Origin of the sequence: Thalassomonas sp. RHCl1 (assembly GCF_947387555.1) — a bacterium.
Lineage (GTDB): Bacteria > Pseudomonadota > Gammaproteobacteria > Enterobacterales > Alteromonadaceae > Thalassomonas.
The window spans coordinates 15529-30144 of the sequence record NZ_CANDNZ010000014.1 but is presented as its reverse complement, the minus strand read 5'-3'; the positions used below and the strand labels follow the sequence as shown (position 1 = coordinate 30144).

At 45.9% G+C, this 14616-nt stretch carries 15 protein-coding genes; 8 read left to right on the top strand and 7 right to left on the bottom strand.

Going from position 1 to position 14616, the window contains the following annotated elements; genetic code table 11:
* Positions 1 to 284 precede the first annotated feature (284 nt).
* The 5 genes from QL234_RS26140 (at position 285) to dapF (ending at position 3653) form a co-directional block, all read left to right on the top strand.
* Positions 285 to 539 (top strand): SymE family type I addiction module toxin, encoded by a 255-nt coding sequence (locus QL234_RS26140; RefSeq protein WP_281560704.1) that lies wholly within the window; start codon positions 285 to 287, stop codon positions 537 to 539.
* A gap of 119 nt (positions 540 to 658) precedes the next feature.
* On the top strand, positions 659 to 1051 hold the full coding sequence (locus QL234_RS26135) for a Rap1a/Tai family immunity protein (protein WP_281560703.1): 393 nt from the start codon (positions 659 to 661) through the stop codon (positions 1049 to 1051).
* A gap of 141 nt (positions 1052 to 1192) precedes the next feature.
* Complete coding sequence (locus tag QL234_RS26130; RefSeq protein ID WP_281560702.1) at positions 1193 to 2245, top strand: hypothetical protein; 1053 nt, start codon at positions 1193 to 1195, stop codon at positions 2243 to 2245.
* Between the two features lie 214 nt (positions 2246 to 2459).
* The gene (locus QL234_RS26125) at positions 2460 to 2828 is read left to right on the top strand and encodes a RidA family protein (protein ID WP_281560701.1); all 369 of its coding nucleotides are present in this window, start codon (positions 2460 to 2462) and stop codon (positions 2826 to 2828) included.
* Between the two features lie 3 nt (positions 2829 to 2831).
* Positions 2832 to 3653 (top strand): diaminopimelate epimerase, encoded by an 822-nt coding sequence (gene dapF, locus QL234_RS26120; protein ID WP_281560700.1) that lies wholly within the window; start codon positions 2832 to 2834, stop codon positions 3651 to 3653.
* A gap of 207 nt (positions 3654 to 3860) precedes the next feature.
* Here the strand turns inward: dapF and QL234_RS26115 are convergent, their stop codons facing one another.
* Positions 3861 to 4298: a DciA family protein gene (locus QL234_RS26115; RefSeq protein ID WP_281560699.1), complete on the bottom strand. Its 438-nt coding sequence runs from the start codon at positions 4296 to 4298 to the stop codon at positions 3861 to 3863.
* A 103-nt stretch (positions 4299 to 4401) separates the two neighbouring features.
* Between QL234_RS26115 and QL234_RS26110 the strand changes: the two genes are divergently transcribed.
* From QL234_RS26110 to mutT, 3 genes are all read left to right on the top strand, one after another.
* Complete coding sequence (locus QL234_RS26110; RefSeq protein ID WP_281560698.1) at positions 4402 to 5262, top strand: M23 family metallopeptidase; 861 nt, start codon at positions 4402 to 4404, stop codon at positions 5260 to 5262.
* Positions 5263 to 5352: 90 nt separating this feature from the next.
* Positions 5353 to 8037 carry a preprotein translocase subunit SecA gene (gene secA / locus QL234_RS26105; RefSeq protein WP_281560697.1) on the top strand — a complete coding sequence of 895 codons (2685 nt, stop codon included), beginning with the start codon at positions 5353 to 5355 and terminating at the stop codon, positions 8035 to 8037.
* A 186-nt stretch (positions 8038 to 8223) separates the two neighbouring features.
* Complete coding sequence (mutT, locus tag QL234_RS26100) at positions 8224 to 8622, top strand: 8-oxo-dGTP diphosphatase MutT (protein ID WP_281560696.1); 399 nt, start codon at positions 8224 to 8226, stop codon at positions 8620 to 8622.
* 33 nt (positions 8623 to 8655) lie between these two features.
* Here mutT and yacG read toward each other — a convergent pair whose 3' ends face one another.
* The 6 genes from yacG to pilB form a co-directional block, all read right to left on the bottom strand.
* Complete coding sequence (gene yacG / locus QL234_RS26095; RefSeq protein ID WP_281560695.1) at positions 8656 to 8892, bottom strand: DNA gyrase inhibitor YacG; 237 nt, start codon at positions 8890 to 8892, stop codon at positions 8656 to 8658.
* Between the two features lie 90 nt (positions 8893 to 8982).
* On the bottom strand, positions 8983 to 9732 hold the full coding sequence (gene zapD / locus QL234_RS26090) for a cell division protein ZapD (RefSeq protein WP_281560694.1): 750 nt from the start codon (positions 9730 to 9732) through the stop codon (positions 8983 to 8985).
* Between the two features lie 230 nt (positions 9733 to 9962).
* The gene (coaE, locus tag QL234_RS26085) at positions 9963 to 10574 is read right to left on the bottom strand and encodes a dephospho-CoA kinase (protein WP_281560693.1); all 612 of its coding nucleotides are present in this window, start codon (positions 10572 to 10574) and stop codon (positions 9963 to 9965) included.
* Between the two features lie 73 nt (positions 10575 to 10647).
* A complete protein-coding gene (locus QL234_RS26080; protein WP_281560692.1) occupies positions 10648 to 11532 on the bottom strand; it encodes an A24 family peptidase in 885 nt (294 codons plus the stop codon).
* A gap of 51 nt (positions 11533 to 11583) precedes the next feature.
* The gene (locus QL234_RS26075; RefSeq protein WP_281560691.1) at positions 11584 to 12825 is read right to left on the bottom strand and encodes a type II secretion system F family protein; all 1242 of its coding nucleotides are present in this window, start codon (positions 12823 to 12825) and stop codon (positions 11584 to 11586) included.
* A 70-nt stretch (positions 12826 to 12895) separates the two neighbouring features.
* Positions 12896 to 14596 (bottom strand): type IV-A pilus assembly ATPase PilB, encoded by a 1701-nt coding sequence (pilB, locus tag QL234_RS26070; RefSeq protein WP_281560690.1) that lies wholly within the window; start codon positions 14594 to 14596, stop codon positions 12896 to 12898.
* Positions 14597 to 14616 lie beyond the last annotated feature (20 nt).

Here is a 14616-nt window from a genome sequence, read left to right as displayed (position 1 = left end):
CAATAGCTTTTTTAATCCGTTTTTGGGGAAATCGCTTTCGGATATAGAGTAAATCATAACTTACAGAAACGTCCGAATTCATTTCAAAAAAAGACCTCTTACCGTTGATTTAACCAACAAAGAGGTCTTTATTAATAGTGCTATCCAGCGAAAGAGGAGAGCACTCATTTCAGTATTTTTTTAATCACTAGCTGCTGATACAAAGGCAGCAATCAAAGTCGCAACCCCTGAGTGCCGAGAACACCCAGAGGTCGCTAACCACAACGAACTTCGAGGAGTACGTCATGGCTGAATATCATCATACGGCAGAGCTGGCCTCTGCAAAAGCAAAATATCCTATTTATCGGCAGTTTACTGTGCTTGAAACGGTATGCGAGTCGCCCTCAAAAGTCCGCGGCATAGGCATTAGCTATGCACCTGTTAGTCTTGAACCTTGTATTGTCCTCAGGGGAAAGTGGCTCAGGCAGGCCGGTTTTCTTATCGGCCAAAAGGTCAGTATTGAGATTAATAAAGAAAGGATGGTTATCACCCCTAAGTAGTTTTGTTTAGGCAGAAAAATTGAGGAATAGCTGTTATAACTAAAACGACTACACCTCTAATGAGTTGTAGTCGTTTTAATTCGTTATTGTTCACTGAAATTTTAAAGGGAGATTAAAATTTGAAAACAGTAAAGAACCTTACCTTAAGTTTCCTTGTATATGTATTTCTTGCTTCCTGTTCTATGGCGGAAGATCGGGGGATCGTGGTGCCTGATGATAATAAGCAGCGCTTAATTATTGATAATATTAATTTGTCAGCTTCAGATTTTTTTGATGCTTACATGAGCAGAGATGTCGCTAAAAGGCGATTAGCGGAGATGTACTTAGCCGGTACTTTGGATGTTACTGAGGGGCAGGCATGGTGTGGCTATGGCCTTGCACTGCCAGGATCTATACAGGAACAAATTTATATCGGCTTTAAAAATAAAAGTGAGAAAGCTTTAAAGGCCAGGGCTTCAACTGTCATCACAGCAATTATGATTGAGATACTGCCATGTAAGGAAAATCACTAAGTATATTTAAAACGTTTTTCTCAGTAATAGTTAGAGTTACAGGCTTTAGTAAATACAAAGCGAAAACATCCTCTAGAATAGATTTCTTCTTTAAGTATAATGTTTTACGGATATTATCTATTTCAGTGAAAAGGAGAGCCAATGCCCAAGAAAATCGTCTTTTTGAATATGTCTGATGATTTAGGTGTTGACGGTCATAAAGCCGTTACCGCGCTAAGAATTAAGAATCCTTCCGTTAGATTTAAAAACTACCACATAAAGAAAACCGAGCAAGTTACTGAAATTGATATGGTGGATTTTTACCGGGCGTTTACCACCGGGGCTCATTATCCTGATTTTGGTACCGACCGGGCTAAAATTAAGAACCTGTGCCAGGGAGCCACTCAAGTCATGCTGTCCATCCATGGCCCTATGACCAGTGTTAACTACGGCTTGATCCGCTCAACTTTAGGGCGGCGGCCAGATGAGCATGTTAGCTATCAGCAGTTAGCTAACTTGCTGCTTACCCTATTTGTTCCCAATGTCGCGTATAACTTTAGTTTGGTGATGTGTTTTGGCGCGCGAAGTTCAAATTACCGTCTTGATCATGAAAATCTGGATTTAATTGATTGGACCGACAGTTTTGCCTATAAGTTATTTCAGCTTATCAGCCCGAACCGTTCGGTTCGTATGACCGCCAGAACCGGGGAGCTCAGCTTTAATACGGTAACCGGTAAGTCTGAAGTGCAGACCGAACTGGCGATTCAGGGCACATTAGATAACCAGGCCATCAGCCAGGAAGCGGGGGTCATACAATCTATCGCCTGGTGGAATCAAAACCGAAACCTGTTTTTAAATGCTGGTGGCGCCAAAGCGAATTTTGTTATTGCTTTAGTGACGGCCGAGCAGCATGCTACGGCGGCTAATAAATTGACGGCGTTACGGGCATTAAGGCGTAACCATGGCTTGCCTCCCCATGATTATGAAAGCCGGGAGCTGTTAAATTACTTGCGTCAGAAAATTCGCTTGGTGGAAGCTTCCGGTCGTCAAAACTCCGGGCCGCAGGGAAAATATGGCAAATTGGTGTATAAGCATATTGGCGGCATGGGCAATGTTATTTTCGCCAAATACCCAAATCCTGTCTGTGTACATCCTAAACACTTAGGCCATGGCATTCCTGTGAGCCCCAGGTTATTAAAAAAGTTTGCTAAATAGTATTAGTATATTGGGCCTCTACTTGCCCGCATAGAGGCCCCGTATTATTTCAAAGCTTTATCTTGTAAGTTGGCATTTACTTTGAGTTAAACATGTTGTAGTGGCACTGCAGCTGGCTTTTGTTTGCTATTGACAGTTTGATACAAATTAAACCACGCCCTTTCATGTAAATGTGATATTTTCCCGCCTCTAGTTAATAAACTGATAACCTCTTATGATCGAAAGAAAACCTGGGATCTATCCCGGCAGAAATAAGTCTTCAGCCTATAAAGATCTGGTATGGACTGTGGCAACCTCACCAGATACGGAGGTTGGGATCGAAGAACAAACCCGGCTGACGCTTGAAACCATTGAACAAAACCTACTGGAAATGGCTTCCGATAAAACCCGCATTGTTTCAGCCCAGGTTTATATCGCCAATATGCAGGACAAAGCAAAAATGGATGCCGTGTGGCGGTCGTGGCTGGGTACAGAGCCACAGCATTGGCCGCAGAGGGCTTGCCTCGGAGTGGCGCTTGAAGGCAAGGTGCTAATAGAGGTGACGGTAACCGCCGTGCGTGATCTGTCTAAAGTCGATAGCTAAAGTATGAAGTTTACTAAATATCATGCTTTAGGTAATGATTACCTGGTTGTTGATCCAAAAGATGTTAACCGGCTTAGTCAAGATGACATCATCACCTTATGCCACCGTCATTACGGCATAGGCTCAGACGGGGTGCTTTATGGACCTTTGCCGGGTAACAACTGCGATTTTGCCTTAAAGATTTTTAACCCCGATGGTAGCGAAGCTGAAAAGAGTGGCAATGGTTTACGGATCTTTTCCCGTTATCTCTGGGATCGTCAATTGGTTTCTGACAAGCCTTTTCTTATTGAAACTCCCGGTGGAGAGGTTTGTGCTTCCGTTTGCCCGTCGGGAAAATCAGTCACGGTCGAAATGGGGCAAGTCTCTTTTAGCCATGACCTTTTGGAGGCGACTAGTGCAGTCCCCGAAGATATGCTTGTCCAGGGTAAGGTATTTACCGGCTATCGGGCTAATGTCGGCAACCCTCATTTTGTTATTTTAGTTGATGAGCTAACGCCAGAGCTGGCGACAACATATGGGCCGCTAATTGAATCTGCCCCCGGTTTTAGTAACAGAACCAATGTCCAGTTTGTTAAAGTTTTGGAGCGGGGGCGAATACAGGTTGAAATATGGGAGCGGGGCGCCGGTTATACTTTGGCATCCGGCAGCAGTAGCGTTGCCGCAGCTGCTGTTGTTTATCGTCTGGGTTTATGCCGGGAAAAAATCTCGGTTGTCATGCCCGGAGGGATTATCCAGATAGTGATGGATTTGCAGTTCAATGCTTCGATGACTGGGGCGGTTGCTAAAATTGCAGAGGGCAGTTTAAGTCAAGAAGCTTTATCTTAATCAGGTGAAGCTGAGGAAGGTTTTCAAGGGAGGCTAAGGCTTAACTGCCTTGAGCAGAATAAGTCAGCATCATAGTTTTTGCCAAGTATTTGATGTGTTTGTGTTGCAGCTGAACTTGGTGACAAAACCGTGGCAATTGCTGATTAAGCCTGCAATAGTTCGCCTGTGCGAGCTCGCTCAGCCAGGTTTCTAACTGGTATTTATCGGCTATTTTTTAACGTGTTTTGCCAATTTTTCCAGTTTTTCTTTTAATCCCTTGGGAGCGTTATCGGCGACAGCGAGCAGTTGCTCGGCAGTTTTTTGCGACAGCACCTGGGACTTGACCGGCTTGTCTTTTTCTTCCCTTGACGGAAAGCGTCTGTGCTGGTGGGGATTGACCATGATCTCAATTTGCTGGAACTGATTATCGGTTTCAATTTGCAATTGCCGGCAAATTTTCATGCGCTCAAATTGCAGTCTTTGTGACCAGACCGGAGATTTAACCTCTATAATCAAAGTATTTGAATGAAAGTTGGCTATTTTCCATACGTCCTCTGGCAGGTCGGGACAAATTTGACGTACAATGTCGGCTAATATTGCCAAAGAGTTGGTTTTTCGTTGAATTTGTGCCAAAGTGCCTGTCGTTGATTGGAACAGAGCTGACATATCTGCAGGTTTTTTTGACTTACGCGCCATGTTCAGACATCGGAAAATATAAATTGATATGAGTTTAACACTACTGTACCGCGGAAAGAATGTAAGATTCTCAATGAAGTTGAATAAATTTCATTGGATCTCTGCTGTTTCGGCGTTTGCTTTGGCCTCAGGTGTTATTTTTCACTTAATGTTTACCGCCGATGAGGTGCCAAGTCAGAATAATTACGCGCTAAATCAAGATTTCGACCAACAGGATTTGGTAAACTCCCATGCCGATGAACAGCAGTTGATGGCGCTGACTTTAAGGTTAGCCGAGCTGCAAAGTCAGGTATTACGATTAAATGCTTTGGGTGACAGGTTGGCCAGTGAAGCCAATATCCCGGAAAAAGAGTTTAATTTTGGCGAGTTGCCTCCCAGCGGCGGCCCGCTGTCTGAGGTGGATAATCCCCAGTTTTTGTCTCTGTCAGATTTGTTATTAAGCATTGGTGATTTGACCGAGCAAATAAATCGTGAAGAAAAACAGCTGCAGTTGCTTGAATCTGTAACATTGGGACACCATATAGAAAACAGCAGTTATTTATCTGGTCGACCAATCAGTAAAGGCTGGTTGTCTTCGTACTTTGGTATGCGTAAGGATCCCTTCAGCGGCCGTCCTGCCATGCATAAAGGGGTTGATTTTGCCGGGAAGGAAGATGCTGATATTATTGCCACGGCCTCAGGTGTGGTAAGCTGGGCCGAACCGCGGTATGGCTATGGTAATTTAATCGAAATTAATCATGGCGCTGGCCTTAAAACCAGATACGGGCATAATAAGACGTTATTGGTAAAAGTGGGTGATGTGGTCAGTAAGGGACAGGTGATTGCCCGGATGGGAAGCACAGGCCGTTCAACCGGTCCTCATGTTCACTATGAAATCTTACGTAACGGTAAGCAGATAAATCCAATTAAGTACGTGTATCGTAAAGCCAAATAAATATTGGTAAAATTCGTTTTTTGTGATCGGCTTTGGCCGATCACTTTATTTTTAGGATGAAGATTTTCTTCAATTACATGGTTTAACAAGATGTTTGTAAAGTTATTAACAAAGCTGTTTGGTAGTCGCAACGACAGACTACTTAAGCAAATGCGAAAAGAAGTCAATAAAATAAATGCCTTAGAGCCAGTGATTGAAGCACTGAGTGATGAAGAGCTAAAAAACAAAACGGCTGAGTTTAAAGAGCGTTTAGAGAAAAATGAAACGCTGGAGCATATCTTACCCGAAGCCTTTGCTGTGGTACGTGAAGCCAGTAAGCGTGTATTCGGTATGCGTCACTTCGACGTACAAATGATCGGCGGCATGGTGCTGCATAACGGCCAAATCGCCGAAATGCGTACCGGTGAAGGTAAAACCTTAACCGCTACCCTGCCGGCTTACCTAAATGCCTTAACCGGCAACGGCGTTCATGTTATTACCGTCAATGACTACCTGGCCCGTCGTGATGCCGACTGGAGCCGTCCGTTATTCTCTTTCCTTGGTTTGACGGTAGGTTGTAACATTCCGGGCATGTCCCCGACCGATAAGCAGGAAGCTTATCAGGCAGATATCACTTACGGTACCAACAACGAATTCGGTTTCGATTACCTGCGCGACAATATGGCTTTTGCGCCGTCAGAGCGTGCACAGAAAAAACTAAATTTTGCCATCATTGATGAAGTCGACTCCATCTTAATTGATGAAGCCCGTACGCCTTTGATTATTTCCGGACAGGCGGAAGACAGCTCTGAGCTGTACCGTATGGTTAACACTATCGTACCTAGCCTGGAGCAGCAGGAAGAAGAAGATAAGGAAGGTGAAGAGAGCACCGGCGACTTTACCGTAGATGAAAAATCCAAGCAGATTTATTTGACCGAACGCGGTCAGGTGCGCATAGAAGAAATTATGCAGGAAAAAGGCCTGATCAAGGACGGCGAATCACTGTTTGCCGCCAGCAATATTTCTTTGCTGCATCACGTGATGGCAGGCCTGCGTGCCCATAAGCTGTTCCAGAAAGACGTTGATTATATCGTTAAAGAAGGCGAGATCGTTATCGTTGACGAACACACCGGCCGTACTATGGAAGGTCGTCGCTGGTCAGAAGGTTTGCACCAGGCGGTAGAGGCGAAGGAAGGGGTTAAGATCCAGAATGAAAATCAGACCCTGGCATCTATTACTTTCCAGAATTACTTCCGTCTTTACGAAAAATTAGCCGGTATGACAGGTACCGCCGATACCGAAGCATTCGAATTCCAGCATATTTATGGCCTGGAAACCGTGATCATCCCAACCAACAGGAAGATGATCCGTGACGACCGTGCCGATTTAATCTACCTGACCGCGGAAGAGAAATTTGAAGCGATTCTTGAAGACATTAAAGATTGTGTTGAGCGTGGCCAACCTGTGCTGGTGGGTACCATCAGTATTGAAACCTCAGAGTTTTTATCCCAGTTCCTGAACAAGGCGAAAATCAAGCACAAGGTGCTTAATGCCAAGTTCCACGCACAGGAAGCAGAAATTGTTGCCGATGCCGGTAAAGAAGGGGCGGTAACTATCGCCACCAATATGGCGGGTCGTGGTACCGATATTGTACTCGGTGGTAACCTTGATGCCATGATCGCCAAGTTAAACAATCCAAGCGAAGAGCAAATTGCCAAGGTGAAAGCCGAGTGGCAGGAAGCACATGAGAAAGTCTTAGGCTTAGGTGGTTTACATATTGTTGCCACCGAGCGCCATGAGTCCCGTCGTATCGATAACCAGTTACGAGGTCGTTCAGGTCGTCAGGGGGATGCCGGTTCAACCCGTTTCTACCTGTCGATGGAAGATGGCCTGATGCGTATTTTCGCCTCAGAGCGTATCGCCAACATGATGCGTAAACTGGGTATGGAGCATGGTGAAGCCATTGAACATCCCTGGGTAACCCGCAGCATCGAAAACGCCCAGCGTAAGGTTGAAGGCCGTAACTTTGATATGCGTAAGCAGTTATTGGAATTCGATGATGTTGCCAATGATCAGCGTAAGGTGATTTATGAGCAGCGTAACGAATTGCTGGATGAAGCCGATGTTAACGATGTGGTGCATGCCATTCGCAGCGATGTTATTAACGGCATTATCGACCAGCATATTCCGCCGCAATCTCTGGAAGAAATGTGGGATGTCCCCGGCCTGGAAGAGCGCTTAAAAGGCGAGCTTAATACGTCTTTACCTGTGGCCAAATGGCTTGAGGAAGATAAAAAGCTACACGAAGAAACCTTGCGTGAGAAAATTGTTGCCGAATTTGAAGGCACTTACCAGGCTAAAGAAGAGCAAGTTGGGCCCGATGTACTGCGTCAGTTTGAAAAAGCGGTTATGCTGCAAAGCCTGGACTCGCACTGGAAAGAGCACTTGTCGGCAATGGATCACTTGCGTCAGGGTATTCACCTGCGCAGTTATGCCCAGAAGAATCCTAAGCAGGAATACAAACGTGAATCTTTTGAGTTATTCTCTGAGATGCTGGAAAACCTTAAATATGACGTGATCGGTATTTTAAGTAAGGTACAAATCCAGGCGGAATCTGATGTTGAAGCGGTAGAAGAGCAGCACAGAAAAGCCGAAGAGGTGCCGAAAGAGTTCAATCATGAGTCGGTGAATAATCCTGCTGCCGCGCAGCCGGAACAGCCAAGAGTGGGGCGTAACGAACCTTGTCCTTGTGGCTCAGGTAAGAAGTATAAGCAATGTCACGGTAAACTGAGTTAACCGCTACTTGCCAAAGTCATTAAATGCCAGTCCAGTGACTGGCATTTTTATATGCAGGGATGTAGTGTCAGCTTACTTGTTCCTGACGTAAGCTAAGTACCTACATCCTGTAGGCAATGCCGGGATCACATGGAGGTGAAAAAACGGCGATTTTTAAGAGAAAAAATAAGTTGTAAGGAAGATTTTATGAGTAAGCTGGTACATGTCGCGGTTGGGGTTATTTGCCGTGAGCAAGAAACTTTCCTTACCAGGCGCCTTGAAGGCACCCATATGGCCGGTAAATGGGAGTTTCCCGGGGGGAAGGTGGAAAGTGATGAAACAGTCGCACAGGCGCTTTCACGTGAACTTAAAGAGGAAGTGGGGATTGATGTGCTCGCCTGCAGTCCGTTAATCAATATTGAACATGATTACGGGGTGAAAAAAGTCTTGCTGGAAGTGTTTCTTGTTGATCAGTTTCAGGGGGAACCTGAGGCACAGGAAGGGCAAGAGCAGCAATGGTTGGATGTCAGTGCGTTATCTGACGTTGACTTTCCCGATGCTAACCTGGAGATTGTTGAAAAGGTAAAACAATACTTTTTTGGCTAAGCAGCCTAAAGCGATGAAAGGCTGAGAGCCGGTTTATTCCGGCTCGACAAAAAATTTGTTGTGTAGTAGGAATTCGCTTTCCAGCGCATCGAGCATATCTTCGGTCATTACTTCCGGCCCCTGGATCGGTTGTGAAATCTTGTTGCTTTCTTCGGCCCAGTCGCCTAAATCAATCAATTGGCAACGTTTCGAGCAAAAAGGCCGGTAGGTGCTTTCATTCTGCCAGGGAACTTCTTTTTTGCAGGTCGGGCAAGGAACTTTTAGGGTCATAACAATAATGCAAAGAGGGTTTGTGTTAAGTATAAATAAATCTCTAAATGAAGGCTATGTTAACCGAAAAAATTAACTCTGAGTTAGTCGCTAACAACGGGCTAATTGAAAGGCTGTATTTTGATTGGAATAACGTCGTCCGGCTTCTTCGCAGGGCAACATAAAGCGGATGGAGTAACGGAATTTATTGCCGCTGACGGTGGGAAAGTAATCCGCGCTTTGCGGGACTTTTATCCGCAGTAGCAATAACCCTTCACCGTTGGCCTGGTAAAAACCGTTTTCCGAGATAATTTCTTCGAAAGCCGCTCTTTGGCGGATAAACTTCAAGACTAAATCCAGGGCGCTGATAATCTGCGTTAACAGCGATAGCCAATACTCGGTATCCAATTGGATCCTTTCAATCGGTTGATGCAGCCAGAACTGCAATTGGGGTAAATCAAAACTTGAACTCCCCCCTTGGATAGCAAACCTTTGTTTGATACTCGACAGCAGCTTGTCGTCTTTTAACTGGCACCACAGCGGAGGAGTCACTTTTAACTGGCTGATCAAACCTTTTGTTTGTTGCAGGTTTACTTCAATGGCGCTGACATCTATGTTGGGGGCATCTATCCACTTGCCCAAGTTGTGCTCCAGTTTTTCTAGGTCTTTGATCAGGTCGCCGCGAATATCGTTGCGCTCTAAAGTATCGATAATGGCAAATAACGCATTGAAAAAAACCTGGTGGCCGGTTTGAATATTGTTTTGCAGATGAGAGAGATTAGTTTGAGCAAATAGCTGCTCTAACTTTAAATAGTTGCGAATGCGCTCATTAAGTGGATGTTCGTATAAAACCGTTGTCATAACAAGACTTTGTCAATACCAATATGCTTATATTAACCAGAGATAGTGAAAATGGCGAATTTTTTTCCAGATAACTGGCTTTTTACCGTATTTTTGCTTCGATTATTTGCAAGTAAATGTGTTTAAGCCGCCCAATCGTTAACTTACCACTAACAGACAGGTTTGGCAAAATACCTCGGTTGCTGATTGTCAATAATCGTTTTTACCGATATCAGTTAGACATTTGAAACTTATGTCTGTTCTCGGGATATTTGTAAATACTTTTCATGTATCTCAGCCACTTGCTTTCGGGCTTGCGCTAAATTTTCCGACTCATTTAACAGCACGTCATCAGCAACTTCGAGCCTTTGCTGACGTGATGCCTGGCTGTTGATGATTAACTTTATCTCCTGCGCCGAGCTGGTATCTCGTTTTAAGGTGCGCTCGAGTTGTGTTTTCTCACTGACATCGACAACCAATACCCTGTTTACCAGGCTGTGAAGCTTATTTTCGATAAGTAATGGCGCTACCAGCAAGCAATAAGCCCCGGGGGCCTGTTTGGCCTGCGCCAATAAGTTTTGACGAATTAGCGGGTGCAATAACTGATTAAGCCAGGCCTTATCTTGCGGGTGATTAAAGATGCGGGTACGCAATAAGGCGCGGTTAAGTGCGCCGTTATCATCGATAAACTCAGGGCCGAAGTGCTGCGCTATTTTTTCCAGGCTTGGGCTACCCGGGGCGACAACTTCCCGGGCGACAATATCGGCATCAACGATTGTCACGTTTAAATCAGCAAACATATTGGCAATAGTGGTTTTGCCGCTGCCAATGCCGCCGGTCAGGCCGATGATATAATCAGACATAAATTTCCATGTAAATTTTTTTAACGATAAAGCGGCTGTTTGTGCCGCATAAAGTGCTTAAGCCCAGCAAGGGCTAACCGAGTTGTCCCAGGTACCATTGCCACATCGGCATGCCCCATAACATAGTGATCCAGCCGGCAACTGCCAGATAGGGGCCGAACGGAATGGCCTGATCTCTTTGATGGTTTTTAAATACAATCAAGGCAATGCCGATAATGGCGCCGACGGCGGATGCCATTAAGATCAACAAAGGCAACAACTGCCAGCCGGCCCAGGCGCCAAAAACCGCCAATAGCTTAAAGTCACCCTGGCCCATGCCTTCTTTACCCGTTAATAGTTTAAACAGCCAAAAGACAGTGAACAAACTGAGATAACCGGCGGTGGCACCAATAACGGCATCGGCTAACGGAACAAAAGTGCCGTTGATATTGATTAATAATCCCAGCCAAACCAGGGGCAGGGTGATTTGATCCGGTAAGATCATATGGTCGAGATCTATCATGGTCAGGCAAATCAGGCACCAGGTCAGTACCAACATCAACAGGGTTTGTAATGAAGCACCATAATGCATGGCAATAACTAAGCTAAGCAGGGCAGTCGCGGTTTCTACCAGGGGATAGCGCCAGGAAATCGCCTTTTGGCATTGGCTGCATTTTCCCCGCAGCCATAACCAGCTGATGACAGGAATATTTTCATAAAAACGGATTGCATGGCCACAGTGAGGGCAGGTAGAAGCCGGGGATGACAGTGTGATTGCCTGGGTTGTTTTTGCCGGACTGTTCTTCAGTTCATCGGCCAGGTACTCCCTGCACTCATGATACCATTCGTGTTCCAACATTTTAGGCAGACGGTAGATAACGACATTTAAAAAGCTGCCTACCATCAGGGAAAACACTGCTACGGTCAGGTACAGGTATAAGGGGGAGGATGTTAACAGGAACGTGAATTCATCAAACACGGGATTACCTTTATATGATTATTATTTTCCTGCCCTTTGTCAGCGACAGCTTTATACTATCATGCCGATTTGGAAAATAGGCAGATACATGGCGATGATCAGTCCGCCAATCACCACCCCTAAAACCGCCATTATCATAGGCTCAAGTAAACTAGTCAATGAATCTACCGCGTTATCGACTTCCTGTTCGTATACTGTGGCCACTTTTGCCAGCATGTCATCCACTGCCCCGGATTCCTCGCCTATGGCCACCATCTGGATCACCATATCGGGAAAAATGCTGCAATTGCGCATGGCCAAATTCATTTGCATACCGGAAGAAACTTCGGTGCGGATTTCCAAGATGGCATCTCTGAAAACGGCATTACCGGAAGCGCCGGCAGCAGATGCCAGGGCGTCGATTAACGGTACCCCGGCAGCAAAGGTGGTGGACAGGGTTCTGGCATAGCGGGCGATGGCGGCTTTTTGTAATAACTCTCCGACCACAGGCAGTTTTAAAATATTTTTATCGACATTATCACGCAGTTTGGGGCTGTTTCTATGGGCGCGCTTAAACAGGAAGCCGCCGATAAATATTGCGGCTAACATCATATACCAGTAACTTTGCATAAACTCAGAGATACCGATGACAAAAAGGGTAAAACCGGGGAGCTCGGCACCAAAACCGGCAAAAATATCCTGAAAAACCGGCACCACAAAGATCAATAGTATCGAGGTTACAATAGTGGCAATCACCAGCACGGCAATGGGGTAGGTCATGGCTTTTTTGATTTTTGCCTTGAGGGCTTCCGCCTTTTCTTTGTAGGTGGCAATGCGGTCGTAGATGGTTTCCAATGCCCCGGATTGTTCGCCGGAATGGACCAGGTCACAGTAGAGTTCATCAAAAAAAAGTGGATGTTCACGCAAACATTCTGAAAGCGGGATACCGGACTGGAGTTTATTGCCAATTTCCCCCAGCAGCTTTTGCATATTGCCGTTATTGTGGCCTTTGCCGATCATTTCTATGGTTTGCACTAAAGGCACGCCGGCGCCGAGCATGGTTGCTATTTGCCGGGTCATGACCGCGATATCGGCAGCTACGATAGGCTTATCGCCGCCAAGGCCGAACAGGGGTTTAGGTTTCTTTTTAATGCGTCCGGGGGTGATACCCTGCTTTCTCAGCTGGCTTTTCAGCTCCAGGACACTGGCGGCAGATAATTCACCTTTTACCTTTTTGCCTTTGCGGTTGACCCCTTGCCAGGTAAAACTATCAAGCGCTTTCGGGGCTGGGACTTTTGCATTACTCACCGCCATATGATCACCTCAATATCCTGTTTTTGGTTAAGTGAAGACGGGTAAAGCAAATGATCTTTTAGCTAGCTGCTTAAGCGCTTGTTACCCGGTTAACTTCTTCTAAGCTGGTCACGCCCTGTACGGCCTTGATCAGGCCTGACTGGCGTAAGTTATTAAACCCTTCAGTCTGGCATTGGGCGGCAATGTCCAGGCTGTTACCTCCTGCCATAATGATATTAGCGGTTTCCTGGCTGATTCTGATGACTTCGTAAATGCCAACCCTGCCCCGGTAGCCCCCGGTACATTGCTCGCAGCCGACCGCCTTATATAATTTAATATCTTTTATTTGCTCCAGGGTAAAACCTTGTTTGAGCAGGGCTTCTTCCGGAATCACTTCTTCGGTTTTACATTGGCCGCATAAACGCCGGGCCAGGCGCTGGGCAATAATAATGCTGACCGAACTGGCGACATTATAAGAAGGTACCCCCATATTCAGCAGCCGGGTGAGGGTTTCTGCCGCAGAGTTGGTATGCAGGGTCGATAGCACTAAATGCCCGGTTTGCGCGGCCTTGATGGCAATTTCAGCGGTTTCCAAGTCCCGGATCTCACCTACCATGACAATATCCGGGTCTTGCCTTAAAAAAGAGCGCAGGGCGCTGGGGAAAGTTAATCCGGCCTTGTTATTGATTTGGACCTGGTTGATGCCTTCGAGGTTGATCTCAACCGGGTCTTCTGCGGTGGAGATATTGCGCTCCTGGGTATTTAAAATATTTAACCCTGTGTATAAAGAAACGGTTTTCCCCGAGCCGGTGGGGCCGGTGACCAAAATCATGCCCTGCGGCCGGGCGAGGGCTTCCAGGTAGATTTCTTTCTGATCGGCTTCATAGCCCAACATCTCTATGCCCAGCATGGCACTGGATGAGTCGAGGATACGCATCACGATTTTCTCCCCCCACATGGTGGGCAGGGTGCTGACACGAAAATCGATTGATTTCTTTTTGGATAAGGCGAGTTTGATGCGGCCATCCTGCGGGATGCGGCGCTCGGCAATATCGAGTTTTGACATGACTTTTAACCGTGCCGCCATGCGTGAAGCAAGGGTTACCGGGGGTTTAGCCACTTCGTTTAAGATACCGTCAATACGGAAGCGAATACGGTAAGACTTCTCATAGGGCTCGAAATGTAAATCGGACGCTCCCTTTCTGATGGCATCCAATAGAATTTTATTGATGTAAACGACAATAGGGGCGTCATCCTTGTCTTCGCCGGCATCGTCTTCTTTGCGTTCTTCCTGGACATCGATATCGGAGAGTTCTTCCGCATCAATATCGGTAATACCCAGGGCTTCGCTGTCTTCCTCCAACACCTTGTCTATACAAGTTTGCAGGCTGTTTTCATCGGTTAGCACCAGCTCGGTGGCAAAGCCGGTATTAAACTGTATTTCCTCCAAGGCATCCAAATTGGTGGGATCAGACATGGCCACATACAATACTTTGCCGCGTAAAAAAAGCGGCAGGGCATTATGTTTGTGGATCAGCTTTTCGTTGCGGATACCTTCGGGTACCAGAGAGGTATCAAAGTTCTTTAAGTCTATATGGGGGTAACCAAAACTGCGGGATAAGATACTGACAATACTGACGGCATTATAGTTTTTATCTTCAACTAAATAGCGGATAAACGGCTTTTTTTGCTGTAAAAAAGTCGCGCTGATTTCATCAACCAGTTCTTCGGGCACTAAGTTGTGCTTGGACAGGGCGCTGAGTAAGCTTGACTGTTGATGGTGTCCTTTCATAAAACTTTGGTTCAATTCGA

Excerpts from the sequence above, each read along its gene's own strand:
- QL234_RS26140 (WP_281560704.1), top strand. The coding sequence starts at position 285 with ATGGCTGAATATCATCATACGGCAGAGCTGGCCTCTGCAAAAGCAAAA.
- QL234_RS26130 (WP_281560702.1), top strand. The coding sequence starts at position 1,193 with ATGCCCAAGAAAATCGTCTTTTTGAATATGTCTGATGATTTAGGTGTT.
- QL234_RS26125 (WP_281560701.1), top strand. The coding sequence starts at position 2,460 with ATGATCGAAAGAAAACCTGGGATCTATCCCGGCAGAAATAAGTCTTCA.
- dapF (WP_281560700.1), top strand. The coding sequence starts at position 2,832 with ATGAAGTTTACTAAATATCATGCTTTAGGTAATGATTACCTGGTTGTT.
- QL234_RS26115 (WP_281560699.1), bottom strand. The coding sequence starts at position 4,298 with ATGTCAGCTCTGTTCCAATCAACGACAGGCACTTTGGCACAAATTCAA.
- QL234_RS26110 (WP_281560698.1), top strand. The coding sequence starts at position 4,402 with ATGAAGTTGAATAAATTTCATTGGATCTCTGCTGTTTCGGCGTTTGCT.
- secA (WP_281560697.1), top strand. The coding sequence starts at position 5,353 with ATGTTTGTAAAGTTATTAACAAAGCTGTTTGGTAGTCGCAACGACAGA.
- mutT (WP_281560696.1), top strand. The coding sequence starts at position 8,224 with ATGAGTAAGCTGGTACATGTCGCGGTTGGGGTTATTTGCCGTGAGCAA.
- yacG (WP_281560695.1), bottom strand. The coding sequence starts at position 8,892 with ATGACCCTAAAAGTTCCTTGCCCGACCTGCAAAAAAGAAGTTCCCTGG.
- zapD (WP_281560694.1), bottom strand. The coding sequence starts at position 9,732 with ATGACAACGGTTTTATACGAACATCCACTTAATGAGCGCATTCGCAAC.
- coaE (WP_281560693.1), bottom strand. The coding sequence starts at position 10,574 with ATGTCTGATTATATCATCGGCCTGACCGGCGGCATTGGCAGCGGCAAA.
- QL234_RS26075 (WP_281560691.1), bottom strand. The coding sequence starts at position 12,825 with ATGGCGGTGAGTAATGCAAAAGTCCCAGCCCCGAAAGCGCTTGATAGT.
- pilB (WP_281560690.1), bottom strand. The coding sequence starts at position 14,596 with ATGAAAGGACACCATCAACAGTCAAGCTTACTCAGCGCCCTGTCCAAG.